Source organism: Erwinia sp. Eh17-17 (assembly GCF_039675725.1).
Taxonomy (GTDB): Bacteria; Pseudomonadota; Gammaproteobacteria; order Enterobacterales; family Enterobacteriaceae; genus Erwinia.
This window is the reverse complement of sequence record NZ_JBDFQT010000002.1, coordinates 17,896-44,178: the sequence shown is the minus strand read 5'-3', so window position 1 is coordinate 44,178 and position 26,283 is coordinate 17,896. Positions and strand designations below refer to the sequence as shown.

General features: G+C 52.9%; 23 protein-coding genes. 9 read left to right on the top strand and 14 right to left on the bottom strand.

Annotated features, from left to right (window positions below; all coding sequences use genetic code 11):
* Positions 1-26 precede the first annotated feature (26 nt).
* Both ABEH87_RS05520 and ABEH87_RS05515 read right to left on the bottom strand, forming a co-directional pair.
* Positions 27-749 carry a DUF3142 domain-containing protein gene (locus tag ABEH87_RS05520; protein ID WP_346574670.1) on the bottom strand — a complete coding sequence of 241 codons (723 nt, stop codon included), beginning with the start codon at positions 747-749 and terminating at the stop codon, positions 27-29.
* Entirely contained in the window at positions 719-2,875 is a 2,157-nt protein-coding gene (locus tag ABEH87_RS05515) for a hypothetical protein (RefSeq protein ID WP_346576146.1), read from the bottom strand. The genes ABEH87_RS05520 and ABEH87_RS05515 overlap by 31 nt, the downstream gene beginning before the upstream one ends.
* A gap of 188 nt (positions 2,876-3,063) precedes the next feature.
* Between ABEH87_RS05515 and ABEH87_RS05510 the strand changes: the two genes are divergently transcribed.
* The gene (locus ABEH87_RS05510; RefSeq protein WP_346574668.1) at positions 3,064-3,528 is read left to right on the top strand and encodes a DUF805 domain-containing protein; all 465 of its coding nucleotides are present in this window, start codon (positions 3,064-3,066) and stop codon (positions 3,526-3,528) included.
* A gap of 48 nt (positions 3,529-3,576) precedes the next feature.
* Here ABEH87_RS05510 and ABEH87_RS05505 read toward each other — a convergent pair whose 3' ends face one another.
* The 3 genes from ABEH87_RS05505 to ABEH87_RS05495 form a co-directional block, all read right to left on the bottom strand.
* Positions 3,577-5,154, bottom strand: a complete 1,578-nt coding sequence (locus ABEH87_RS05505; RefSeq protein ID WP_346574666.1) for a methyl-accepting chemotaxis protein — start codon at positions 5,152-5,154, stop codon at positions 3,577-3,579.
* Positions 5,155-5,359: 205 nt separating this feature from the next.
* Entirely contained in the window at positions 5,360-7,006 is a 1,647-nt protein-coding gene (fumA, locus tag ABEH87_RS05500; protein ID WP_346574664.1) for a class I fumarate hydratase FumA, read from the bottom strand.
* 179 nt (positions 7,007-7,185) lie between these two features.
* On the bottom strand, positions 7,186-8,697 hold the full coding sequence (locus tag ABEH87_RS05495) for a DASS family sodium-coupled anion symporter (protein ID WP_346574662.1): 1,512 nt from the start codon (positions 8,695-8,697) through the stop codon (positions 7,186-7,188).
* 593 nt (positions 8,698-9,290) lie between these two features.
* Here ABEH87_RS05495 and ABEH87_RS05490 point away from each other — a divergent pair.
* Positions 9,291-12,068 carry a flavocytochrome c gene (locus ABEH87_RS05490; protein ID WP_346574660.1) on the top strand — a complete coding sequence of 926 codons (2,778 nt, stop codon included), beginning with the start codon at positions 9,291-9,293 and terminating at the stop codon, positions 12,066-12,068.
* 110 nt (positions 12,069-12,178) lie between these two features.
* Positions 12,179-13,153 carry an FAD:protein FMN transferase gene (locus tag ABEH87_RS05485; RefSeq protein ID WP_346574659.1) on the top strand — a complete coding sequence of 325 codons (975 nt, stop codon included), beginning with the start codon at positions 12,179-12,181 and terminating at the stop codon, positions 13,151-13,153.
* Here the strand turns inward: ABEH87_RS05485 and dcuR are convergent.
* From dcuR to ABEH87_RS05445, 8 genes are all read right to left on the bottom strand, one after another.
* Positions 13,134-13,853 (bottom strand): two-component system response regulator DcuR, encoded by a 720-nt coding sequence (gene dcuR, locus ABEH87_RS05480; protein ID WP_346574657.1) that lies wholly within the window; start codon positions 13,851-13,853, stop codon positions 13,134-13,136. The two genes, ABEH87_RS05485 and dcuR, sit on opposite strands and share 20 nt — an antisense overlap.
* Positions 13,850-15,487 carry a sensor histidine kinase gene (locus ABEH87_RS05475; protein WP_346574656.1) on the bottom strand — a complete coding sequence of 546 codons (1,638 nt, stop codon included), beginning with the start codon at positions 15,485-15,487 and terminating at the stop codon, positions 13,850-13,852. Before ABEH87_RS05475 ends, dcuR begins: the two co-directional genes overlap by 4 nt.
* Positions 15,488-15,679: 192 nt before the next feature.
* Positions 15,680-15,910: a YgdI/YgdR family lipoprotein gene (locus ABEH87_RS05470; RefSeq protein ID WP_346574655.1), complete on the bottom strand. Its 231-nt coding sequence runs from the start codon at positions 15,908-15,910 to the stop codon at positions 15,680-15,682.
* A 15-nt stretch (positions 15,911-15,925) separates the two neighbouring features.
* The gene (locus ABEH87_RS05465; protein WP_346574654.1) at positions 15,926-16,159 is read right to left on the bottom strand and encodes a YgdI/YgdR family lipoprotein; all 234 of its coding nucleotides are present in this window, start codon (positions 16,157-16,159) and stop codon (positions 15,926-15,928) included.
* 684 nt (positions 16,160-16,843) lie between these two features.
* Positions 16,844-17,092 carry a biofilm/acid-resistance regulator YmgB/AriR gene (locus tag ABEH87_RS05460; RefSeq protein WP_346574652.1) on the bottom strand — a complete coding sequence of 83 codons (249 nt, stop codon included), beginning with the start codon at positions 17,090-17,092 and terminating at the stop codon, positions 16,844-16,846.
* A 231-nt stretch (positions 17,093-17,323) separates the two neighbouring features.
* Entirely contained in the window at positions 17,324-17,623 is a 300-nt protein-coding gene (locus ABEH87_RS05455; RefSeq protein ID WP_346574650.1) for a hypothetical protein, read from the bottom strand.
* Positions 17,624-17,796: 173 nt separating this feature from the next.
* Positions 17,797-18,042: a regulatory protein YcgZ gene (ycgZ, locus tag ABEH87_RS05450; RefSeq protein WP_154751471.1), complete on the bottom strand. Its 246-nt coding sequence runs from the start codon at positions 18,040-18,042 to the stop codon at positions 17,797-17,799.
* Between the two features lie 295 nt (positions 18,043-18,337).
* Positions 18,338-18,664: a hypothetical protein gene (locus ABEH87_RS05445; protein WP_346574648.1), complete on the bottom strand. Its 327-nt coding sequence runs from the start codon at positions 18,662-18,664 to the stop codon at positions 18,338-18,340.
* A gap of 645 nt (positions 18,665-19,309) precedes the next feature.
* On the opposite strand from ABEH87_RS05445, the gene ABEH87_RS05440 reads away from it, so the two are divergent.
* A complete protein-coding gene (locus ABEH87_RS05440; RefSeq protein WP_346574646.1) occupies positions 19,310-20,653 on the top strand; it encodes an OprD family outer membrane porin in 1,344 nt (447 codons plus the stop codon).
* Between the two features lie 21 nt (positions 20,654-20,674).
* Positions 20,675-21,394: an acid phosphatase AphA gene (aphA, locus tag ABEH87_RS05435; RefSeq protein ID WP_346574644.1), complete on the top strand. Its 720-nt coding sequence runs from the start codon at positions 20,675-20,677 to the stop codon at positions 21,392-21,394.
* Between the two features lie 77 nt (positions 21,395-21,471).
* Here aphA and ABEH87_RS05430 read toward each other — a convergent pair whose 3' ends face one another.
* Positions 21,472-22,203, bottom strand: coding sequence for a dTMP kinase (locus ABEH87_RS05430; RefSeq protein WP_346574642.1), 732 nt, complete (start codon positions 22,201-22,203; stop codon positions 21,472-21,474).
* Between the two features lie 176 nt (positions 22,204-22,379).
* On the opposite strand from ABEH87_RS05430, the gene ABEH87_RS05425 reads away from it, so the two are divergent.
* The 4 genes from ABEH87_RS05425 (at position 22,380) to ABEH87_RS05410 (ending at position 26,196) form a co-directional block, all read left to right on the top strand.
* Complete coding sequence (locus tag ABEH87_RS05425) at positions 22,380-23,129, top strand: hypothetical protein (RefSeq protein WP_346574640.1); 750 nt, start codon at positions 22,380-22,382, stop codon at positions 23,127-23,129.
* A 5-nt stretch (positions 23,130-23,134) separates the two neighbouring features.
* Positions 23,135-23,881 carry a hypothetical protein gene (locus ABEH87_RS05420; RefSeq protein ID WP_346574638.1) on the top strand — a complete coding sequence of 249 codons (747 nt, stop codon included), beginning with the start codon at positions 23,135-23,137 and terminating at the stop codon, positions 23,879-23,881.
* Positions 23,882-23,983: 102 nt separating this feature from the next.
* On the top strand, positions 23,984-25,321 hold the full coding sequence (locus ABEH87_RS05415; protein ID WP_346574636.1) for a lipopolysaccharide biosynthesis protein: 1,338 nt from the start codon (positions 23,984-23,986) through the stop codon (positions 25,319-25,321).
* Positions 25,321-26,196 (top strand): hypothetical protein, encoded by an 876-nt coding sequence (locus tag ABEH87_RS05410; protein WP_346574634.1) that lies wholly within the window; start codon positions 25,321-25,323, stop codon positions 26,194-26,196. The genes ABEH87_RS05415 and ABEH87_RS05410 overlap by 1 nt, the downstream gene beginning before the upstream one ends.
* The last annotated feature ends 87 nt before the right edge of the window (positions 26,197-26,283 follow it).

The window sequence follows — 26,283 nt, the reverse complement described above, 5'->3', positions numbered from 1 at the left end:
ATCTGTTTTATTTGCATAATAAATCATTATTCAGGATTGAGGATAAACACCACGCTGCCGCGATACCAGGGGGAAGCCAGCAGACGCTGTTCGTCCTGTTTGTCCCAGCGGCCGTGCTGCACCAGTCCGAGGCGGAAGGGAATACGCAGGCCCGCCAGCGCCGGAAAATAGTCGGCGTAGCGGCTCACCGTCCGGCGGCCCTGATAGCTCTGGATCACCAGCTCATCCACCGGTAACGCATTCAGCGTGGCGACATTGCCGGTTTTCGCCCAGTCCAGCAGGCCGGTGACGCCGAGGGAGAATTGAGCAGGCAGCACCTTTCTCAGGCGCTGCAGAAACTGGCTGTACTGATCGAGTCGGTGGGTGGCAGCATCAAAATCAATCTGCAATCCCACCACCTGATTCCCCGCCTGTACCCAGCGCTGCGTCAGCCGCACCATACGCTCCAGCATCTCGTCCGGGACCTCCAGCGTTTCCATACGTACGGTGATCCAGACCTGCGGGAACGTCAGGCGGCTGACCGGCAATCCCAGCCGGTCAAACACCGCCTGACCCCGGCGGCTCACCACCTCTCCCTGATGCAGATAGACGGTGTGTGCCGCGCGCAGTTCCGGGCCGGGACGCACGCCTGACCAGAGCCAGAATGCCTGATAGTCAGCGGCGTTAACCTGCTGTGCAGCACGAGCAGGAAACGCACACAGTGCTGCCAGCAGCAGGCTTACCAGTAGTATTTGAGCTTGTCTGCCCACGGGCTTCCCGGATACTGTTTTTTCAGCTGTGTGAACCAGCGCTGGCGCTGCTTCTTATCAACCTCGCTGCCCCCGCAGTCGTTGTATCCGGAAGGGGCATAGCACATCACGGCGCGATACAGCGCATAGCTTTTATCTTCCGGTTCCGTTTTGCTGTTGCCGATCACCTGCTGGTAATAGTGCTGGCGGTCGGGCTGACCGGGGCGTTTATCAACGGCCACGCTGTTATCCAGCGAGCCGTTACCGCCGCTGTCGGCCCAGGGACTGACGGAGGTGTGAGTGGTACGGAAGAACTCGCTCAGACAGTTCAGCGCGTGGCTGTTGTTGGCCTGCTGGTTCAACTGGGTGACCACGGTATCCAGCGTCGGGCAGGCGTAGCCTTTCTCCGTCTGTTCACCCGTCCAGTCAAACACGCTGAGCTGAACGTCACTGAAGGCTTCTGCCACTACCGGCCGGGTAATGTGACTTTTCAGGGCACGGTCCTGCAGCCACTCACCGTAGCGTGCTTCGGTCAGATCCCTGACCAGCAGGGTATGCAGCGCAATCGTGCGTTCCTCATCGTTTGGCCCACTGCTGGCCTGCTGGCGCAGCAGGTCTGGCGTGGCGCGGGTTTTCAGCACCAGCGAACGGTAGCGCAGACTGGTCACTTGACTGTCCGGGGCAAAGATTTTTGCCGTTTCATTGCCGGAGACCAGCGCCGCAGCCAGACGGGCCTGCAGGAACTGCTGCTGCTCGGCATCCTGACTCAGCTTCAGCAGGTGGCTCCAGTGGTCGCGGGCAGCAGGCCACTGCTGCTGAGCCATCAGGGCATCGCCGTACAGCACCTGTTCACTGAACAGCACAATGTCACGGGCGGGCAGGGCGTCCACCGGTTTGATGGCGGCGACCACCGCAGGATAATCCGCGCTGCGGAATGACTGCATCAGCGTCAGGTAGCGCCAAAGTGGTAGCCGATCGGGCTGCGCGAAAACAGGTTTGATGCTGTCAAGATAGGCCGCATCAACGCAGGGCTGGCGCGGGGTGCAGTCGCTGCTGCGCATCAGGCGCAGCGTCTGGGTAAAGGTCAGCAGCGGGGCTCCGGCGGCACTGATAAACATCGTATCGCCGCTTTGATCTTTGCTCTGCAGCTTGAGATCGTTTTCCGCGATCAGGGCCACGATGTGATCCATGTCGGTGGCCTGGGTCAGTGACTGTTCATACTGCTGTGCCAGCGTATCCCAGTCTTCCAGATACCAGTTAATACGGCGCATCATCCCCTGAGCCGAGGCCACGTAATGCCCCTGGGGCCAGGCCGTCAGATAGGCGTGTGCTGCCGTCAGCGCCTGGGCGGCCATCGTCTTGTCGATCTTTTTAACGTCGAAATCACCATATTCCCCGCTGGCATTCTGGCTGCTCTGATTGAGCGCCGTGCGCATCAGCATATAGCTGGCGGTTTCTGCCACCCACGGCTGCTTCGCCGTCTGCAGGCTGGTGAAGGCCTGTGCGGCGGCCGGATAGTTACCCTGATAAAAGTCGCTGGCAGCCAGCAGATAGTCACGAAAAGCGCGTGCAGCAGATCCTTCAGGATAACTCAGGGACTCCGTCTGCTGGCGGTATTCAGACGTGTCAGCGAGTGAAATACGGGCAGTGGCCAGCGCCTGGCGCTGTTCTGCGCTGAGCGTGGTATCGGCCAGCAGTGCGCCATAGAACAGCGAAACGGTGCTCAGCGTATTCGAGACAAAACGGTTTTCCTCTTCACCTGGCGCCATCGGTGTGATCTTGAGAATATTGCTGTTAAGACCCAGCGCGGCAATCTGACCCTGCAGCGTCGCAGACAGGGCGTCCTCTGTGACAGCAGGGCTGGTTGCGGCGGTGGGCTCAGCGTCATGGTAGCCGAAGAAGAAGGAACGGCTGCGAGTTACATCCTCCGGCAGGGGCTGTGCAGGCAGGGTGGCGTGCTTCTTTTCACTGACCAGGCGTAACAGGTTATCGCGGGTATCGTTGGTCACGTCCAGCACCGGCAGGCTGACAATAACGCAGTCGCTGCTGCCCCACTGACAGTCCTGAATATCTGATGAGGCAAACGTCTGGAAACTGGCGGTCAGCGACGCCAGCACGGTAAGAGCAATCCTTGATTTACGCATGATCCTTTTCCGGCAGGTGATGGAGCGTTGATGGACTGGCGAATTCTAATCTGAAAAGATGTTGCCCATCAATGTCATTGCTATCACTACTCTACATCCATTAGCCTTAACAACGACCTTAACGAATGCCGCAGGGTGTTTAAACCGAATATCATCGACAGGGAGTGACCATCAACAATGAGAAAGCGGACATGACGATATGGCAGTGTTACCTGCGCGGCTGGAAAGGCTACGTGAATTTTCAGGGACGGGCGAGCAGGAAGGAGTTCTGGCTGTTTTACGGCCTCAATATTGTGTTGTCACTGCTGCTGGGCGTACTGGTGATGACTCTGTTTATGCTGGCGGGTAACGCTTCGGCGCAGTGGTATGGTTCGATGACGCAGTCACTGTTTGCGCTGTTGTTCCTGATGCCGTCTGTTGCCGTTGGCATTCGTCGTATGCACGATATTAACCGTTCCGGCTGGTGGTTTGGTTCGGTTTTTCTCTGCTCCATCCTGTTCAAACTGTTGGTGAAGATCCTGCGGGGGTTTGCCACACCAGACACCTTTGTCTATGCGCAGCTGGGACTTTCTGTCCTGCTGGGCTGGGTGCCGCTGATTATGGTGGTTTATCTCTGCTGTAAAAAAAGCGTGGCGCCAGAAGCTCAGGCCGAATAGGCCGGTGTGACCCGGCGCACTGTCAGTCAGTGCACCGGGCAGGTGGGGTTACTCCTCGCGCAGTTTAAACACCCGCACCATCTCCAGCAGCAGCTGCGCCTGCTGCTGCATCGCCACTGCGGCGGCGGCTGAGGCCTGCGACAGCGTTGCGTTTTGCTGAGTGGCGGCATCCATATGCACCACCGCCACGTTCACCTGGTCGATACCGCTGCTCTGCTCGCCGCTGGCCATGGAGATAGTTTCTACCAGCTGGCTGACGCGCTGCACGCTGCTGACAATCTCCTGCATGGCGCTGCCCGCCACTTTCACCAGCGAATTCCCCTGATTAATCCGGGTTACCGAGCTGTCGATCAGCGTGCCGATCTCTCTGGCAGCAGTAGCAGAGCGCTGTGCCAGCGCGCGAACTTCGGCGGCCACGACCGCGAAACCGCGTCCTTCGCTGCCGGCGCGGGCTGCTTCAACGGCGGCATTCAGCGCCAGAATATTAGTCTGGAAGGCGATGCTGTCGATCACGCCGATAATATTGCTGATTTCGGTCGAAAACTGGTGGATCTCACTCATGGTCTGCACCACCTGTTCCACCACTTCACCGCCCTGGCTGGCGACGGCGCAGGCCTCAACAGAAATATCGCTGGCGATGCGTGAGTTCTCCGCGTTGTTTTTCACCACCGAGGTCAGTTCCTCCATCGATGCCGCCGTTTGCACAATGGCGCTGGCCTGGGCTTCATTACGCGTTGACAGCTCGCGGCTGCCGGTGGCGATCTCGCTGGAGGCCGCAGCGATGGTTTCCGTACCGCTGCGCACACCGGAAACGATGCGCGTCAGGTTGCCGTTCATATCGTGCAGGGCGTGCATCAGTTCGGCCGTTTCATCGCGGCCGCTGACCACAATCGGCGTCTGCAAATCCCCGGACGCCACTGCGCGTGCGATGGTTACGGCCTGCGCCAGCGGGCGGGTAATACTGCGGATCAGCCACAGGGTGATGATAAGACCGGCCAGCAGCGTCAGCCCCATCGCCAGCAGCAGCATCAGGCGCGTCTGCTGATACCGCTGCTGATTGCCTGCCTCACTTTGCTGGCGGATCTGCACCGCCTGCTTCAGCGTGGCGCTGACCATCTCATCAATCATGCGGGTCGGTTCGCGGTCAATGCCTGTCACCAGGCTGTCGACCCGGTGGGCGCTGTCGCTGTCCTGCGGGTTGTACTGTTGCAGGGCGGAGAGATAGTGCTGCTCCAGTTCGGCATGCAGTGTACGGGTTTTCAGGACTTCGGCGTTGCTGATGCCGATTTGAGGCAGCAGGGTACTCAGGCGATCGAGCAGAGTCTGGGTTTTCTGACTCTGCAGGACAAACGCGTCGCGGTATTTATTAAATTTATCCTGCCCCTGCGTGCCGCGAAGCAGGGTGTTTTTCCACTCCTGAACCTGGATTTTAAACTGCACCTGCGCGTTACGCGCGGTATCGATGCTTTCTGCAATGGTCTCTTCCGTGGCCAGAATATGTTGATTCTGTTTCAGCCCGTCAGCATTGACCATCAGGCCGCGAATGCCAATAAATAGGGTGGACAGCAGCAGTACGGTCGCCAGCAGTCCCAGGCGTTGCCCGATGGAGAGATGATTAAGTTTCAAAGCGTCAGAAATTCCCGGTGAAATATAAATTAAGTCGGTACGCCAGTGGTATCGACCTGACCGGCAGCGACTTTAATCGGGGAAGAGGGGCAAAGCAGAGGATATTAAGGCTAACTGACTCATCTTAAGGGGAAAATTCGATTTATGACGTTTTTGTGACATTAACTCCCCCTCCGTCAGGGCAGGGGGATGCCGTGTTATGCTGCTATTTCACGCACTTATCACACTGGTTCTGGCGGATCTGCTGGAAGAAATCGCGGCCTTTATCATCGACCAGAATAAAGGCCGGGAAGTTTTCGACTTCGATTTTCCAGATAGCTTCCATTCCCAGCTCAGGGTACTCAATGCACTCCAGGCTCTTGATACTCTGCTGTGCCAGCACGGCTGCCGGGCCGCCGATGCTGCCGAGGTAGAAGCCGCCGTGCTTGTGGCAGGCATCGGTCACCTGTTGGCTGCGGTTGCCTTTCGCCAGCATGATCATGCTGCCGCCGTGGGCCTGCAGCTGGTCAACGTAAGAGTCCATACGTCCTGCAGTGGTCGGGCCGAGCGAGCCGGAGGCATAGCCTTCAGGTGTTTTTGCCGGTCCTGCATAGTATATCGGATGGTCCTTGATGTACTGCGGCAGGCCTTCACCGCTATCAATCCGCTCTTTCAGTTTGGCGTGGGCAATATCACGACCAACGATAATGGTGCCGCTCAGCGACAGTCGGGTTGATACCGGGTACTCAGACAGCTGGGCCAGAATCTCTTTCATCGGGCGGTTGAGGTCAACGTGCACCACATCGCCTTCGCCCTGCTGACGGAGCTCAACCGGGATGTACTGGCCCGGATTATCCTCCAGCTTCTCAATCCAGATGCCTTCGCGGTTGATTTTCGCCTTGATGTTACGGTCAGCGGAGCAGGAGACTGCCATCGCCAGCGGGCAGGAGGCACCGTGACGCGGCAGGCGGATTACGCGGATATCGTGGGCAAAGTATTTACCGCCAAACTGTGCCCCCAGGCCCAGCTGCTGTGCAGCCAGCAGCAGTTCCTGCTCCAGCTGAACATCGCGGAACGCCTGACCGTGCTCGTTACCTTCGGTTGGCAGCTCGTCGTAGTAGTGTGTTGAGGCCAGCTTCACCGTTTTCAGCGTGCTGTCGGCGGAGGTGCCACCGATAACAAAGGCGATATGGTATGGCGGGCAGGCGGCCGTGCCGAGGCTGCGCATCTTCTCCGTCAGATAATCTTTGAGTTTGCCGGGGGTGAGCAGCGCCTTGGTTTCCTGATACAGATAGGTTTTGTTGGCGGAACCTCCGCCTTTCGCCATGCAGAGGAATTTGTACTCATCGCCGTCCACGCTGTAGAGGTCGATCTGTGCAGGCAGGTTCGTGCCGGTGTTGACCTCTTTGTACATGTCCAGCGGGGCATTCTGCGAGTAGCGCAGGTTGTCTTCGGTGTAGGTGTTATAGACACCCTGCGCCAGAGCGGCTTCATCGCCACCGCCGGTCCAGACGCGCTGGCCTTTTTTACCCATGATAATCGCGGTGCCGGTGTCCTGACAGGTCGGCAGGATACCTTTGGCAGCGATTTCCGAGTTTCTCAGAAACTGTAAGGCGACGTACTTGTCGTTTTCACTGGCTTCCGGGTCTGCCAGAATCGCCGCCACCTGACGCTGGTGGGCCGGGCGCAGCATAAAGGATGCATCGTGAAACGCCTGCTGGGCCAGCAGCGTCAGGGCCTGCGGCTCAACTTTTAAGATTTCCTGCCCTTCGAACTCCGTCACGGAGACGTGATCGCGGGTCAGCAGGTAGTATTCGGTATCCTCTTTGGCAAGAGGGAACGGGGTCTGATAGTGGAAAGGTTTTTTCGACATTGTGCTCTCACTTAATGATGTGCTGCCCTCCTTCTCTGAAGCGGAGGCTCGGCAACATTAATGGCGATATCTGTTTTATTGTGGTCCTGCCGGTCCGGTTCGGGCCGGCAGGTGAGGAATGGTATAACATTGGTGCAACATCTGCATGTCTGAGTGCGAAATTAACCGTTAATCCCGCATCAGAACATCATCACCATCCACGGGTAGCCAATCAGCATCATGGCGCAGAGGAAGATAGCGCCGAAGATGGTGCCGAGACGCCAGTAGTCTTTGGTTGGCAGATAGCCGCTACCGTAGTAAATCGGGCTTGGGCCGGTGCCGTACGGCGTGATAATGCCCATCACGCCCAGTGAAGTACACATCATCAGGCAGAACACAGGCATATTGATGCCGGGAATAGAGGCCGCAATGGTCAGCATGGCCGGTAACAGTGCGGTGGTATGCGCCGTGGTACTGGCAAACAGATAGTGCAGCAGGAAGAAGGCAATCATCAACACCACCGCCGAGACCTGAGGATCATAGCCCTGCAGCAGCATACCGCCCTCTTTACCCAGCCAGGCGATGAAGCCAACGCGTGCCAGACCATCTGCCAGCGCGACCAGGGTGGCAAACCAGGCGAAGGTATTCCAGGCCGGTTTATTGCTGGTAATGTCGTTCCAGTTAAGAACACCGGTCCACAGCATCAGCACCACCACCAGCAGCGCGGCCATCGCCGGTTCAATCCAGGCCGTGGCGAAAATCCACATCAGCAGGGCAGAGACCACAAACACCAGCAGCAGGATTTCGTTACGGGACAGTTTGCCCAGTTTTTCCAGCTCGCTGATCGCCCAGCGCGGCACTTCGTCGTTGAATTTCACTTCCGGCGGGTAGAGCCAGTAGGCCAGCAGCGGCATGGTCAGCAGTAGCAGCAGGCCGAGCGGCAGGAAGGCCAGGAACCACATCCCCCACGAGATATCAAAACCGATAATGCTTTTCACCAGCGCAAGGGCCAGCAGGTTAGGGGCCAGCGCCGACAGGAACATCGAGCTGGTGATACAGGCGGCGGTGATAGCAACCCACATCAGGTAAGAACCAATTTTACGCGCGCTCGGGTCATTCGGTTTTGAACCGTACAGCGGCGGCAGGTTGGCAATAATCGGGTAGATAGTGCCCCCGCTGCGCGCGGTATTAGATGGGGTGAACGGGGCCAGCAGCAGGTCAGCAAAGGTAATGGCGTAACCCAGCGTCAGACTGCGGCGACCAAGATACTTCACCAGAATCAGCGCCAGTCGGCGGCCGAACTGCGTTTTGTCATAGCCAGCGGCAAACATAAAGGCACCGAAGATGAGCCATACGGTGGAGTTACCGAATCCGCTCACCGCCCATTTAAACGCCTGAGTAGCCGTTTTAAATTTCGGGTCGGCCAGTTCTGCCGGGCTGAACAGCAGCCACTGACTGAACAGTGCGATAACCACTACGCCAGTGAGGCCGATAACCGCACCGGGTAACGGTTCGAAGATCAAACCAACAATCACCCCAACAAAGATAGCGAAGAAGTGCCATGCGTGAGGTTCCAGCCCTTGCGGGACCGGCACCAGTAGCAGCAACACCGCAACCAGCACTGGCAGGAACAACATGAGCAGGCGTTTTTTTTGCGCCGCAGCAGCAGGAGGTGCTTTTGCGGGTTCACTTACTATAGATGTCTGTTTCATAGTTTTTGTCTGCAAGTTAATAAGAATGCGTTAAGTGTCCCGGTACGTTATAACCGATTTTTTTACTTTCTTTTCTATTTATTTGGTTTTTATACCGTGGCATCTGAAAGGATTTTCACTGTTTCCCAATGGCGATGACCGTTATTTATTGGGTTGATATAAATATAATGCGACATCCTTAAATATAGACTTTGATCTGGATCAATAAAAAATGGAGCACCCTTATATTTTTAACAAATGTGGCTGATTTATTAATACTGATTTTCATTTGACCACCTGATCGCTCCAGATACAGTAGGGTAATTTTCAAAAAAAGCAAAGTGATTTTATGTAATTTATTGATTTTAAAGTGATTTACTTTACTGTAAACGATAGGTTGATTTTTTGTTTCTGTTGATTAACAATTAATAGAACTATTTGCATCATTTCGGGTTAATAAAAAGGACTCTTTTATTTAAAAGTTAAATAATTAAAGTTATCGCTTATATAGCTAAAGAAATTGGTATATTAACGTCATGACATCGGACCATTCAAATAATTAATAAATAGCCGTCCGCGACAGAATTCAAAACTTTTAATTTGGAGTCCACCTAATGAATACGTTAACCCCTATTCTTAACCCGCTTACGCTGCCTAACGGCGCGGTACTAAAAAATCGCTTACTGATGGCCCCGATGACTACCTGCACGGGCTTTTACGATGGCACCGTCACCAGCGAACTGGTTGAATACTACCGCGATCGGGCGGGCAGTATTGGTACGGTGATCGTCGAATGCTGCTTTATCGACCCGAAAGGTCCGGCCTTCCCCGGCGCAATTGCTATCGACAGCGATAACAAGATCCCCGGTCTGGCAAAAATCGCTAAAGCAATAAAAACCGAAGGTTCGAAAGCGATTCTGCAGATTTACCACGGCGGCCGTATGGTCGAGCCAGAGCTGATTGGCGGGCGCACCCCGGTCGCACCCAGCGCGATTGCTGCACCGCGTGAAGGGGCGACCACGCCACAGGCGCTGACTGCAGAAGAAGTCGACGTGATGATCACCAAATTTGGTGATGCGGTAAACCGTGCGATTAAAGCCGGATTTGACGGTGTGGAAATCCACGGAGCAAATACCTACCTTATCCAGCAGTTCTATTCGCCGAACTCTAACCAGCGTGATGATAAGTGGGGCGGCAGCCGTGATAATCGTGCCCGTTTCCCGCTGGAAGTGCTGGAAATCACTCACAAAATGGTGGAGCGCTTTGCCGATTCATCATTTATTATCGGTTATCGCTTCTCTCCGGAAGAGATTGAAGTACCGGGCATTCGCTTTGACGACACCCTCTATCTGCTGGAAAAACTGGCCGCCCGCGGGCTGGATTACGTTCACTTCTCGGTTGGACAACTGCTGCGTTCGTCGATTGTTGACCGTGAGGATCCGACCCCGCTCATCACCAAATACCGCGCTGCACGTTCAGAGACGCTGGCAAAAGTGCCGGTGATTGGCGTGGGCGGCGTGGTGAACAAAGCCGATGCGGAATTGGCGCTGGAGTCTGGTTTTGATCTGGTGGCGGTAGGTAAAGCCTGTATCGCCTATCCTGACTGGGCTGACCGCATCATCAAAAACGATCATCTGGAACTGTTCATTGACAGCACCCAGCGTGAAGCGCTGAATATCCCTGAACCGCTGTGGCGCTTCTCGCTGGTTGACGCCATGATCCGCGACGTCAGCACCAGCGGACGTAAATACAAAGCCGGGGTGTACCAGGAGAAAGTGGAAGCCGAAGCGCTGAAGCTGAAAATCAACGTCACCCTCGACACGGACCGTATTACCGACATCTCCCTGATCCCGGATGATACGCTTGACGTTGACTTTACCACCACCTTTGAAAGCCTGCGTACCCGTATGCTGGTCGCTAACAGCCCGCACGTGGATGCGGTGACCGGAGCGACCACGCAGAGTGAGGCGCTGAAAAAAGCCGTCTCACGTGCGATGACCACCTCCAGCAAAGAACACGTTATTGAAGAGGGCGGTAACCCGCAGGCACCGCAGAACTACGATGTAGTCGTGGTCGGCAGCGGCGGCGGCGGTCTGGCTGCGGCTATCCAGGCCAGCGATGCCGGAGCTCACGTGGTGATCATCGAGAAGATGCCTACCATCGGGGGGAACACCATTAAAGCGTCGGTCGGAATGAACGCCGCTGAGACCCGCTTCCAGAAGCTGAAAGGGATTGAGGACAGCAAAGAGCTGTTCTACAACGAGACGCTGAAAGGTGGCAAGTTTAAAAACAATCCGGCACTGCTGCGCGAGTTCGTCAATCTGGCACCGGAAGCCATTGAATGGCTGGCAGGGAATGGCATCGAACTGAACGATATCACTATCACCGGTGGCATGAGCATTGACCGTACGCACCGTCCGGCCGATCGTTCAGCGGTTGGCGGCTTCCTGATTAGCGGCCTGGTGAAAAATATTAACCAGCGCAATATTGAAGTGCTGCTGGAAACCTCGGTTGCCGAAATCCTGATGGAAAATGGCGTGGTCAGCGGGGTGAAAGTTGTCGATGAATACAATGACACCCGCATCCTGAATGCCAAAAGTGTGATCGTGGCAACCGGTGGGTTCAGCGCCAACCGTGAGATGGTGGTGAAATACCGCCCTGAGCTGGATGGTTTTGTCACCACCAACCACAAGGGGGCGACCGGTAGCGGGATTGCCATGTTGCAGAACATCGGTGCCGATACGGTGGATCTGGGCGAAATTCAGATCCACCCGACCGTGGAGCAGACAACCTCTTACCTGATTTCCGAGTCGATCCGCGGCGGCGGGGCCATTCTGGTCAGCCAGGCCGGTCACCGTTTCTATAACGAGATGGAAACCCGCGACAAAGTCTCTGCTGAAATCATTGCGCTGCCGGAGAAAAGTGCCTGGATCATCTTTGACGATCAGGTACGCAGCAACAACAAAGCAGCCGATGAGTATATTGCTAAAGGGTTTGTCATCAGCGCTCCGACGCCGCATGAGCTGGCAGTGAAGCTGAATATGGACCAGGAAACCCTGCAAACCACGCTCGGTCGCTACAATCAGTGCGTTGAGCTGCAGAAGGATGAAGACTTTGGCCGTACCACGGCGATGCGTCACCCGCTTAATCAGGGGCCGTACTATGCCATCCGCATCGCCCCTGGCGTGCATCACACCATGGGCGGCGTGACCATTAACACCGATACCGCCGTGCTGGATGCACAGAAACAGGTGATTAACGGTGCCTGGGCCGCAGGGGAAGTGGTGGGCGGCATCCACGGTGCTAACCGCATCGGTGGGAATGCCGTAGCCGATATTATCATCTTTGGCATTCTCGCCGGACGTAACGCGGCGGCGTACGCCAAACGTTAACCGGCTGTAGATGTAGCCTGAGTAAAGGCTGACCGAAAAGGTCGGCCTCTGCAGAAAAAGGCCGTCCAAATCTGTAGGGGACGGCCTTTCTTTCCCTTGAGGAACCATAAATGACACTCTCCTCAGAACCTGGCGTTTACGCCTTCTCCGCCGTCCTGATGGGTTCCCCCATTCTGCTGAAGCTGTTCGAGCATAACGAACCGCTGGCCCGCAACGTATTCCGTCTGATCAAACACCAGGAAAACCTGTTCACCGTTAACCGCGCTCAGTCTGAAGTGATGGCGATAAACCATGCGGCGGGTCTGCATCCGGTGGTGGTCAGTTCCCCCGTCTATCAGTTGATTAAGCGCGCCAGTGAGGTCAGCAGGATGAGCGGAAGCTGTTTTAACTTCACCATTGGCCCACTGGTTAAACGCTGGAAGATTGGCTTTCAGGGGAATACGGTGCCGTCACACAGTGAACTACAGGCTTTACTGGCGCTAACGGACCCGCGTCAGGTCATCCTTGATGATACGCAGTGTTCGGTGTTTCTGCAGCGCAGGGGGATGGAGATTGACCTCGGGGCGATCGCCAAAGGCTATATTGCCGATGTGGTGCGGGATTATCTGCATCAGCAACAGATCAGTGATGCGCTGATTAATCTGGGCGGCAATGTTCAGACGCTGGGGCACCCGGCGGAACAACGCTGGGGCATTGGCCTGAAACAGCCGTTTGCTGAGCCTGAAGCCCTGATTGGTGCGATTAACGTAACCCACAAGTCGGTAGTGACCTCCGGCGTGTATGAGCGCTATTTTGAGCGGGATGGCCGACGTTATCATCATATTCTTGACCCACGCACCGGCTTCCCGCTGGACAACGAACTGCTGAGCGTGACGGTTATTTCCGATGACTCGATTGACGGGGATATCTGGACCACGCTGCTGTACGGCCTCGGGGTAGAAAAAAGCCTCGATACTTTGCGGGCTAACCCGCACATCGAGGCTATTTTTGTCACCAGAGATCGGCAGGTGATCTGTTCTTCACAACGTCAGTACGGCTTCACGCTGTTTGATAACCAATACCAGCTTACTGACAGTATTGTTTAAGCAGCGCGCTGTGCTCCGGCTGCAGACGGTAGCGGTAGACCGGGCGTCCGGTAGCACCGTAGTGAATGCTGGTAAACAAAATATTGCTGTGTGCCAGCCAGATCAGGTATTTACGGCAGGACACGCGTGAAATATTGACGGCGGCGGCGAGGTCGTCGGTGGAAAACTCCTCATTAGGATGTGCATCAATCCACAGGCACAGCGTACGCAGCGTTTGCGGGGTCAACCCTTTCGGCAGGCGTTTAGTATCTTCCACCGCCGCAGGATTGCCATGCAGCAGCTGGTCGACGTCGGCCTGTTCATAGAACGGATGGTTGTCCATCAATGTTTTCTTCTGCTTCCAGCCGGTCAGCGCCTCTTCAAAGCGCGAGAACTGGAAAGGTTTGATCAGATAATCGACCACACCATAATGCAGCGACTGTTTGATGGTGGCGGCATCCGCGGCGGATGAGATAACAATCACATCGACGGACCGTCCGGACTCGCGCAGGGCGGGCAACAGGTCAAGGCCGTTGTCCTGCTGCATGTAGACGTCCAGCAAAATCAGATCGATGGCGATTTCACTGTTCAAGACCCGTTCTTTTGCCTGTTGCAGAGTGGATGCAACGCCACAGCAGGTGAACCCTGGCAGTTGGGCGACATAGCAGCGATTCAGTTCTGCGACCATCGCATCATCATCGACGACTAAAACATTGATCATGCGTTTTTATTCTCTCCATCCCAGGGCAGTTGTACAAAAAATTGCGTATAAACGCCAGGTTCGGACTCTACAATAATTTTCCCGCCAAGGCTCTCGGTTTGTTGTTTTACCAGAAACAGCCCGACGCCGCGCTCATCGCCTTTGGACGAGAAACCCTTATCGAAAATTGCCTCCAGCCGGTCGGCGGGAATGCCGGGCCCATCGTCGCTCACCTCACAGGCCAGGAAGCCGTTCTGATAGTGCAGCAGTACGCTGACTTCGCCTTCAGCGCTCTGACCGAGCGCATCCAGCGCATTTTCAATCAGGTTACCCAGCACGGTAATCAGCGCGGCCACCTGCTGTTCATTTCCGCTGTCCGGAAGCAGGCAGTCATCGCTGATCAGCAGATGATTGCCGGTGTCGGAGGCGCGGTTAATCTTACTTAACAGGAAACCGGCAATCACCGGCGACTTGATTTTTCCCAGCAGTGAACCAATTTCCGTCTGATAATTATTAGCTGTTTTTAGAATATAATCCTCTACTTTGCCGTAACTTTTCATATGCAGCAGGCCGAGGATGACGTGCAGTTTGTTCATAAACTCGTGCGAGCGTTCGCGCAGCGCATCAACATAGCTCACCATGCCGTCCAGGCGCTGCATCAGCTGACTGACTTCCGTTTTATCCCTGAAGGTGCAGATGGCACCAATGATTACGCCGTTGCTGCGTACCGGCATGGTATTGCAAAGCAGGATCCTGCCTTTGAAATTAATCTCCTCGTCGCGCCGCGGTACGCCATGTTTAAGAACATCGCGCAGGTTGGAGATCAGTGGTCCCGATGCCGCCACCATCTCGCCGATATCACGGTTGGCCGCCAGCGGGATGCCGGTTTCGCGTAACAGCTGGCGGGCAGCCCGGTTGATCAGCGTGACCTGCACCCGATCATCAACAGCGATGACGCCCTCTTTCATCGATTGCAGCATCGCCTGGCGCTGTTCAAACAGCGTCGAGATCTCGTAAGGTTCCAGACCAAAGAGGATGCGCTTGGCGGCATTCACCAGCAGAAACGTTCCGAGAGCCCCCACCAGTATGCCGAACAGGGCGGACCAGAAGATGTTCCAGCGGCTCTGATTGATCTGTTTAGAGACTTCACTTAACGAGATACCTATCGCCACCACGCCAATCTGCCGCTGCTGTGTGTCATACACCGGGGTAAAAAGCCGCAGCGCTTCGGCTAACTTTCCGTGATTGATCGCCATATTTTCGCGACCAAGCAGTGCCGGTTGCAGATCCTCACCAATAAAGTGTTTATTGATCAGATCTTTATTAGGGTGCGAGTAGCGAATGCCGTCCATATTGGTCACCACGACAAACAGCAAGTCATTACTGTCCTGCACGGCGCTGGCAATCGGCTGGATGATCCCGCTGGTTGGCGGCAGCTTCAGAGCCTGCTGGATCTCAGGTGAGTCTGCCAGCGTACGTGCCACCGCCAGCGCTTTATCTTTCACGCTCTCCTGAGTGACGTGACTGATCTGAAAAAAATAGAACAGATGAACAATCAGCAGCACCGACGCGATCACCGCGCTTACCATCAGGCTGACTGAGGTGCTGAGCTTCATTGGACGCTTACGCACCGGTTGTGGCTGCGGGTCGCTCATAGTGACTCCTGAAAGAGGGGAAACCGGCTTAATCTCGGGCTGATGTTGCGCGTGAGCGCTTCAGGGGGATGATTCTACCTAAGAAAAGGCAGCAGACCACGCTATTCTGTCAGGGGAAGTGGGATGGGGAGTAGGGGGAACGAAAAGATCGATGCAGCAGGCAAAAAAAAGCCCCGTCAGGGGCTTAGTCAGTTAATTCGGCAGTTCACTTAATTCTTTAACGTCACTTTTGTTAATCTGCTGCTCCGTGCCGTTGGCATCGGTATAGCCGATCATTCCTGTCTTGCTGTCTTCTTTAGGTTTGCCATCACTGACAATGGTCCTGCCATCATTAGTGTGAATCGCGTAGCTGCTGCGAGTACAGCCAGACAGTGCGGTAACGCAGAACAATGCCGCCAGAGATAATGCCATGATCTTTTTCATTTGAATTCCTGTTATTTAGTTGTCCAGTTCACTCATGTTTTTAATCTGTTCACGGTTAATCTGTTCGGTCTTACCCGTCTGTGCATCTTTATAAGAGACCAGCCCGGTTTCGTCATCCACCTGCGGTTTTCCATCGGTGACGATAGTTCTACCGTCGGTCGTCTGAAGTGACTGATTAGACGAACACCCGGCAAGCGCAGACAGAGACAGTATTGCGATTAAGGTTGCCTTAAACATTGTGGCTTTCATTGGGAATTTCCTTATGTGTTTTTAACCCTACGTCTCAATTATAGATGAGTTTGAAATTTTTGCCGCAGAAACGGTAAATTATTACTCGAAAAGAATCGCTACCATAATGTGTCCACATCACTATGCGGATTACTCCTAAAATGCAGTCCCGATCTTGAGGTTCTTTAAAGGCACTCGCATTGTTTTGATCGCGATAGCTATAATTACGGTTTTTTCAGGTTGATATCAGAATAGAAAATCCTTTATGTATCATGAGGTTTTATCAAACAACCTGAAAGGCTTTTAATATTGGCAGGAACAGAAAGGGCACTGATGTGCATTATTTAATGTAAAATGATAAGCTATAAGTACATACAGCCAGATAAGGGGCGAATGTGCACGACAATAATAAAGGTTATCCAAAAGAAATTTATGCAGTTATTGGGCGGGCAGTCTCAGAACTGATTATGTCCCGGCAGCCTCTTGATAAGAAGAGCGTGCTAATTATGCTGCAGTCGCAGAGTGCCAGAACGTCTGACGCTGACGTTCAGAACATATATCGTCAGGCATTTCGTTATCTGCTGGAAAGTTTTCACTAACAGGTGGGAACGGACTCATTGATTGAAAAGTTGGGTGGTACACCCCACCGCTGAGTATTTCAGTCAGATGGGGTGACCGCCAACCGTGGCATTAATCCATTAATTATCAGGCATCGTCAGGAGTCATTCCCACCACGACCTCGAGCACCTGGCGGTAAACATCTAACTGGACAACATCACTGGTCGTCTCCAGTTTTTCAATAAGCTTCAGGATGATAGCTTTATTGTTAACGTGCCTGCCGCCTGAGGCCAGTTCTTTAATGACCGCGCCAAGAACCTGTGTTTCCTGAGAAAATTTCTCACCGCCACCCTGGAAGTAGTTAAGGATTTCAGTTTCAGATGACATTTGCAGCATGTTAGTGGCCTTATAAAAAGTGGAGAAAAACTTTCTGGATCAGTTCAAAAGGTTATGCTCAGTGGTTTGAGGCACAACACGCTGATACTAAAAGCGAAAAAGTGACATCGTTAAACGAAACAATCTGCCGGTGTATAACGCCACCCCCCTTCAGAACGACAGGAAGAGGGGCGACGAACAGAAAATGCCACTTAACACCACGACTGAGCGTAGTACACCCAGCCGGAACCATCAGTGTTTTTTTGTTCCGTCTGCCGGGCCTTCGCTGGTGAAGAGATGTGTCACGTTATCGCGATCGCGAATTTCTTTAGTGTCACTGGCCCGGTCAGCGGCCTGACTGTCTCTGACCTCGGCGATAGCGCGTCTGCAGGCGCGCTGCTTCAACGTCTCTTGCTCAACGGCGGCCATAGACTGTAACTGACGTATAAGAGCTGCACTGCTGATAGCCGCATCGGATTTCAGCAGAACCATAACAGCTTCGCCTAACATAATTTCGGAAAGTAATTCTTCTTCGTCTTCGTTTCTGTACATACCAACTTCTCTGAATCAGTGATACAGGCATAACGGTCATACCTGCAGAGACCTGCATCCCGGTTGTGAATTCCAGCAACTTGCCGGAGAGCGGGACGGTCAGATGGTCGGACTGAGTCGTAACGTAACGGGCACTGAAACGTCTTCAATCAGCAAACATAATGCTATAAAACTCAGTCACCGCGGCCAAAAAGCATGCCAATCAGTTCTTGATAGTGCCGTTCCTGCTCCGGTCCTGATGCCAGTTCAAGGCGCGTCAGCAACTTTGAACAGATAGCTTTTCGGTTAAGGTTACGGCCTGAACGCAGGATCTCAACCACAATATGGCCAAGTGTTTCCTGCTGAGAGGGCATGATAACCTCACTAAAATAACGGCTGATGTCATTTTCAATCTTTGGATTGGAACCGTCCTGACGCATTAGAATGTCCCTCAGTCGTAGAGTTCAATATTGTCAAAATTTACGCACTAAAGTTATACATCTATGGGTAACTTGTACAGTAATAGTGAATTTTGATTCATTATTATCTTGTGCAAAAAGTGCTATTTGATAGATATCATGATGTTACAGATTATAGTGCGCACAGATGATACATTTCTGTTACGCAGAGAAAATGGGAAATATTCTGAATTTTATGACTTCTGGTGGGATGCCGTCATCCGTGACGGCATTTTTCCGCTGATGATATTAGCGGCAGAGTTGAGGAGGGTAGGGCCTATCTTGAGCGTTTCGGGTTGTCTGAGTCTGCATAGAGGCCCATATGTATATCAGACTCCTTACTGGCCGGATCGCTCTGGTTGTCCGGGGATGCGAGCCAGTGGTTGCCAGAGGGGGCAGTCAGGGCACCCTTCTTAAATTCAAGCAGCCACTTCCTGGCTTCCCAGATTTTCAGGAGCCGATCGTCATCTTGCTCAGCGCTGGCCATACTCTGCAACTGATTGATCAGCGCCCCGAGGCTGATTTCTTCCCTGTTGAAGATTAGATTCATGGCAGCCTCGCCGATCACGACGTGTTGTTTTTCATCTTCATCAGAAATAGTCAAAATACCTCCATAGAGCTTTTATAAAGATTAACTTCTTACCTGCAAAATAATTATAAACCATGATGTTAAATAACGCTGAAACTAATTTGGTGTTCGCCCGATATTATTAATAGGCTAAAACGATTGAACAAGATTAACATATAATAACTTTATGATTTTATGAGTGATTAACGATGTTGCTCGCTCTGGCTGGTGTCAGGGTTGTCGGGTATTTATCAATTTTAAACGGTGAAATCAGCTGATATTAGGATGTTTCCTGGTATAACGTGGCGCATTATTTTAACTAATATTTTTATGAATAATGAGTCATTTCAACCTGTTCAATACGATTAATCTATAAAGTGACACGCCCTCTGCGCAAACAGAGTTGCCATCCATGAGAGGCGTTTTATTCTGTAGCAGCGTGCCGACAGCATGTGCGGCCTCAGGCCTGGCCGAGCACTATCGCCCGGCTGACGATCGCAGCCCGGACGGCGAATCATTTTTTGCAACATCATAACCCGCAGCGATATATGGCTAAATTATTCCAGTTGTGACAATTAACTGTGAAGTCAGTCACTTTACCCCCTGCACACTTTGTTATTATTCTGCCGCATGCTGACAGGACGAGCAGCCATGAATAAAAAATGAAAAGGATTTTCAATCATGTTATTGACGATATCTCACAGATCAAAAATTCTGCTGTCTGGTGCCATACTTACGTTTTCTCCTCTGCCGCTCTATGCTCTGGCTGGAACGCCAACGCTGTTACCAGACTCAGTAAATAGCTTTTTTACCAACAGCCATATGGATATCTCCCTCAGGAATCAATTTAAGAACCTCAATACTTCTGACGCTGGCCGGCGGTCTGTACAGACTGCCTGGGGGCAGGGCGTTTCCCTCGATTACAGCTCCGGTTATCTGGCGGATATTTTGGGCGTCGATGCATCGTATTATCAGGCATTTAAACTGGCGGCCAGCGATGATTTCTGGGGACGCAGCATTCTTTACAACGATAAGGGTAAGGCGAAAGGATTCCACAAGTTTGGCCAGCTGTTCGCTAAAGCGAAACTGGAGGGGGACGACAGCTATTTAAAACTGTATGCAGGCTGGCAGATTGTCCACCAGTGGGGGGCGATCACCAACTCAAGCCGCACCATTCCCAGTACTTATCAGGGCTGGCGTATGGATAGTGGCATGGGGCCGTTTATCGTCCGCGGTGCATGGCTTACGCGCTACAGCGACAGAGGATCGCCGGAGCAGATTCGCTTTACCACGGCGGATCGCAAAAAACAGATTGGGCATTTGTCTACAGGCGAGTTGCTGTATCAACAGCAGGGCTTCAGCGCCCTTTATTTCTTTGGTGAAAGTCAGCGTTATTTGCAACGGCATGGCGTTCAGTTTGGCTGGCAGCCTGCCGAATCTGAGCACCAGGTTAACGTACTGGGGATGCTCTACTACAACCACGGGCTGAAAAACTGGCAAGCGATGAGCCCTGACGCCCGCCCGTTTAATCACGATGCCTGGCACCCGTCAGTGTATGTTGAATGGCGGCAGAATAGCTGGAAACACAAGGTCGGTGCCTCCTGGACCAAAGCGAAATCTACCGATCGGCTGGGATATTTTGAGCGCCATATGGCGAAAAATAGCCGTGGCAGATTCGACTCGATGGCGAATGCCTGGGGTAATGATTACGTTGGCAATAACGAAAAAATGCTGGCCTGGACCACCGAATATCTCATCACGCCGCAGGTCAGGGTGGGGTTGCAAAGTGCCTTTGGCTGGGGAGTCCGCTATCAGGACCACGCTATCCGGCGCGGCGAAACCCTCTTCTTTTCAAAATGGCAGCCATCGGGGGTGAAAAAACTCAGTTTTCAGCTCTCCGGTGGGCCGTCATGGAACTATCAAAGCCAGAATAACCGACCGATCCTCAACAGCGACGGTACGCCAAAGCGTGCCGTTAACCATTCAGTCGAATTCCAGGTCGACTACGCTTTCAACCTGTTCTAACTTCACGATTAAGGATGTTAAATGTCTTTGCTAAAACGGCCCTCTTTTTACCTCACGCTGCTGGCCTCTCTGTGGTGTACCGCTCCGGCGTTCAGCGCCAGTGAGCCAGAAACGGTGCAAGGCGCGGGTGCAACCCTGCAGCAGCTCAACAGTCAGTACGCTATTCACTGGATATCGGTTGAACAGATCGCCGCGGAACTGAAAGATAAGCCTCCGACAGATGTGGGCTTTGATCTTGACGATACCCTGTTCTATTCGACCCCGGCTTTCTTTCATGGGCAGCAGATGTTTTCACCCGGTAATAATGACTTTCTGAAGAATAAAGCGTTCTGGGAGCAGGTCAGTAACGGCTGGGATGCTTTTTCCGTTCCAAAAAAATCAGCGCAGGCGTTAATTAAACTGCACCGGGATCGCGGGGATCGCATCTGGTTTATTACCGGGCGCCCAATGCCGGGCAGCGGTCACGAGGCGCTGACGCCTCAGATTGCTAAAGATTTCGCCATTCCGACAGATGAAATGAACCCGGTCATTTTTTCCGGGGAAGGTAAAGGGGCGAAAGTGAATGACATCCGCAGCCACCATATCCGGTTCTATTATGGTGATGCGGATAACGATATTACTGATGCGCGCGCTGCCGGCGCGGAAGGGATCCGGGTACTCAGACCGCTTAACTCATCTAACCTGCCTCTGCCGCGCAATGGCGTGTATGGAGAGCGGGTCGTAATCAATTCTGATTACTGAATGGTGCCGTGCTGTCAGTCACCCGACAGAGAAGCAGTGGGGAGGGAGCCGTAACGCCCCCTCCTGGCAGGTTGAGTTTACCGCCTCTGGCTGATGTCGGATGCCGCTTCGCTCACCGGATCATATCCCTGTGTTTCCATGAAGTCCGATACCGCTTTTTTTGCAATATTCAACACGTCATCCAGCGGCTGATTGGCGTCAATATTTACCAGCTGTGCGCCCCCAAAAGTCAGCAGGGGAGTTACGGCAATTTTTCTGGCCAGCGACTCCGGTTTGTGATCGGGTTTGCGGGCGCAGGCGACCTCAAGATCGACGTTCAGTTTTATCACTAAGTCCGGCTTTTGTTGTGCCATCCACTCGAAGGCTTTGCGTTCCAGATGTGCCAGCCATGACACGAATCGTCCCCCTGGTGCATTAACAGGAAAAACGGTGCCGTCGTAGGTGTTGGGAATTTGCACCTGCGGAAACCGATCGGTTAAAACAATCAAATGACGACGACGATAAGTCAGCATTTTCCTGAAGCGCAATAACCGGCGAGCGACGAAACTCATAATCACCAGGCCAGGCAGTGGGCCAGGCAGTTTTTTGGTATTTCTGACTTTATTGCGTTTAATCGCCTTATTAAGAGAATGACCCAATAACGGCAGTTTAATCACCGCGCGCTCTACGTTACCCGCCTGTTTCCCCAGGTGGACTCTGACAGCAGGGCCATATTTTCTCACATGTTCAATAAGATGTTCACAGACCGTTGATTTTCCCGATCCGTCACTGCCAATAACCGCGATAAGCGGCGGCATTTTCGATTCCATACTCATTCCTCCCTGAAATTATCCCACGGAAAATACGCTCTTATTCTGATGTCATCAAGAGTCTGGCTGTTGAAAATAGCCTGAGTTCATGAATAATCACGCTTTCGCACTTAACCGCAAATATCAGAAAGATAAGATCAATTAACATCGGGCAAATTTCTGATATTGGGTTTTAAGTGAACAGACAGACTTCCTCTTTTTTTAATCATGCGCCTGTTCGGGTCATCGCAATTGCTGGTTGTGATGGTTCGGGAAAATCAACGCTGGCTGCAAGCCTGGTGAATCACCTCTCTTCTCTGGAGCCGACCGAATTACTGTACCTTGGACAGTCTTCAGGTCGTATCGGTGAGTGGATGAGTTGCCTTCCCCTTATTGGCGCACCTTTTGGCCGTTGTTTAGTGGCGAAGGCGCAGCGTGTTCATCAGCGTCCATCGTTACCGCCGGGGGGGGGCACCGCACTGGTTATCTACCTGCTTTCCTGCTGGCGGGCAATTAAGTTTCGGCGAATGTTGAGCCGCTGTAAAAAAGGCTGTTTGCTGATTACCGATCGCTATCCGCAGGCTGAAGTGGCTGGGTTTCGCTTTGATGGCCCGCAGCTGGCAAAGACTGCAGGCGGGAGCGGTTGGATACGCGCGCTGCGCAGGCGTGAAATAAAACTGTATCAGTGGATGGCGTCTTACCCCCCATTACTGCTGATCCGGCTGGATATTGACGCTGAAACGGCGCATTTACGTAAACCCGACCACCCGCTTGCCGTGCTACGCGAGAAAACTGCAGTGATCCCCCATCTGACGTTCAATGGTGCGAAGATCTTTGACGTCAATGGCCGTGAGCCAGCGGAGAGTATTCTCAATAAGTCATTAAGCGCGATTCGCGCCTGTCTCGCCTCATCGCATCCTCAGTCTGTTGATTATGTTGAGGAATGAAGCTGATGTCAGACAATAAACCGGAGGCTAATCACGCTCCCGCTTACATTGCGGGACTGGTGGCGGTGGTCGGCTGCGATGGCACGGGTAAATCGACGCTTACCGCAGACCTCGTTAAAAACATGAAAATGCGCTGGGTAACAGAGCGGCGGTATCTGGGCCTGGTATCGGGTGAAGATGGCGATAAAATTAAACGCCTGCCTGTTATCGGCGTCTGGCTTGAGCGTCGGCTGGCGGCCAGGTCTTCAAAGACTCAGAGCATGAGCACGCAGGCTCTCCCATGGTGGGCGGCGTTGATCATGTATGGGTTCTCGCTGCGCCGCATGGCCCATTTACGCCAGGTGATGCGTCTGGCCCGGGACGGCGTCATGGTGATCAGCGATCGCTTCCCGCAGGCTGAAATTTCAGGTTTTCACTACGATGGCCCCGGCATTGGTGTGGAGCGTGTGAAGGGGAGGCTGATGAGGCGTCTGGCAAAACGTGAACGTCGTTTATATCAGAGAATGTCACGGTATCGGCCTGAGTTAGTGATCCGTCTTAATATCGATATCGATACTGCTTTTTCCCGCAAACCCGACCACGACTATCAAGAGTTGCGGGATAAAATCGCGGTCATGGGAAAGATTAATTACAACCATGCCAACGTTCTCGAGATTAATTCACGCGAGCCCTACTGTGATGTGCTGGAAAAAGCACTAAATGCCGTCTCTGCGGTTGCAGAGTCCTCACACAGAAAAATAATCTCAGGGTGATCGACAAATAAGAGCTGTCTGATGCATGTGCCGGGTTAACTTATCCTTATTGGTTATTGATGCCCAGTAAGGCAGGATTATTTAATATGGCTGGTTTTTTTCATGAAACATTGGTTTTCTGATGGCGCTCTGCGCACCATTATCCGCAACGCTGCGTATTTAGGTTCCAGTAATGTGGTGGGTGCGCTGCTGAATTTACTGGCGCTGTCCTGTGCGGGCAAAGGCATGTCTCCCGCAATGTTTGGGATGCTTGTGGTTATTCAGTCTTATGCCAAAGCAATCAGTGACTTTATTAAGTTCCAGACGTGGCAGCTGGTGGTGCAATACGGTACGCCGGCCCTGGCCAGCAAGAATGTGCAAAAATTTCGCGATGTGATCGCCTTTTCATTTGGTCTGGATATTGCCAGCGGTACCGTTGCGGTGATCGGAGGCATGCTGCTGCTCCCGCTACTTTCTCACTCCTTAGGGCTCGATTCCCATCACTTCTGGCTGGCCATGCTCTACTGCACGCTGATCCCCTCCCTGGCTGCATCAACGCCGACAGGAATTTTACGCGCGGTTGATCGCTTCGACCTGATTGCGGTTCAACAGGCGACAAAGCCTTTTCTGCGTGCGGCAGGCAGTGTGATTTCTTACCTCTGTGACTTTGGTTTTACCGGTTTTATTATCACCTGGTATGGCTCTAACCTGGTGGGGGGAACCCTTTACTGGTGGTTTGCTGCGCGCGAACTGCGCCGCAGAGATATCCATAACGCATTACGCCCGCGACTTTTTGACGCGGGCCGTAAAATCAGGGGGGCGTGGAATTTTGTCTGGACGACGAACTTTGCCCACTCTATCTGGGCTGCGCGCAACTCGTGCAGTACGGTGTTAGTCGGTGTTGTCCTGGGGCCGTCGGCGGCAGGGCTATTTAAAATTGCCATGACGTTTTTTGGTGCCACCGGAACGCCGGCAAAATTGATAGAAAAAAGTTTCTACCCGGAGGTCATGCGGCTGGACCCGCGCACAAAAAGACCCTGGCTGCTGGGGCTGCGGTCGGCTTTATTAGCAGGGGGAGTGGGCATTATTGTTGCTCTTATTGTAATGATTACCGGAAAACCGTTGATTTCCCTGGTCTTCGGCCATCAGTACCTGATGGCATACGACTTAATTGTGATCATGCTGTGCGCCATTGTCGTCTCGATGCTGGGGTTCCCCCAGGAATCATTATTGTTTATGGCAGGGAAACAACGTGCGTTCTTAGTGGCACAGACCCTGGCATCAGTATGCTATATCGTGCTGCTCGTGGTGTTGTCCCGATGGATGGGGGTGTCGGGGGCCGCATTTGCTTTTTTGGCAGGGCAATGTCTGGACGTGCTGTTCTCCTTTATTCCTGTCTTACGTGCCTACCGTCAGCGTCATTTAATAACCTTCAGTGTGCCGAGTGAGAGTAAGCCATAATGAGAAAAAAAGAGCGAAAAAGATTTTTACCTGAAACCGTTCAGTTGTTATTTAATGTTGTCGATGAAGATGATGTTGTTGATGAAAATGTCAGCCTGCCTCCGGTTATCCCACTGCAATGCACGATGGATAATATCAGAGATAATTATTCACTGTGTCTGCAATACTGGGAGGAGGGGGTTGAACGCACAGCCTTACTGAATCTGGTGCTGAAGGTTTTAAACGGGGGGGAACTGTCAGCCGCGGAGAGAATGCAATATAAATATATGCGCTCGCGCTACAAGCATTTGCGATTTTCCCAGCGGCTTTACAGTAAAAGTCACACCTCCAGGTTTTTGTTCAGTAAGACGACTGTTTTTCTCGGCCGCTTTCAGGATGCGTTTCGTAACGAAAATAAGCAGTCGGTGAAACATTATGGCCGGCTTTTGCGATTTTATCTGAGTGCCCCAGTCTGGGCATGGGTGAGCAACTCTTTGCGTCGGATACAGCTGGAAACGGTAGATGACTTTATGGCTTATCGTCAGGCTCAGATGCGCCTGCTTCAGGGATTACTTATTAAACCGCAGCTGACAGGCGAAGAGTTCCACTCGGCACGTAAAATAATAAGCCAGCAGGTATCTTACTATGACACCATAAGGGCGATTCGGCCGGATAATCAGGATGCCCGCCAGATTTCCCGCTTTCTGGCCGCTATTAATGGATTGATGGGCGACCGCCATGATGAAATGGTCAGAGATAACCTCGCAGGGCTTAATTCCTATCAACGGCCTTCTCAACTGGATAATAATATTCGGCAACGTCTGGAACTGTTTCTTTCTCGCTTTCCTTTACAGGACTTAACCAGGCCAGACGCCGGTGCCACTATATGGCAATGACGGTGGCTGGCATATCTTTATCCTGAATGAAAATCAGCGCCGATGTCGGCGTTGAAGATTGAAGGCAACTCGTCTGTTTTGAATCAT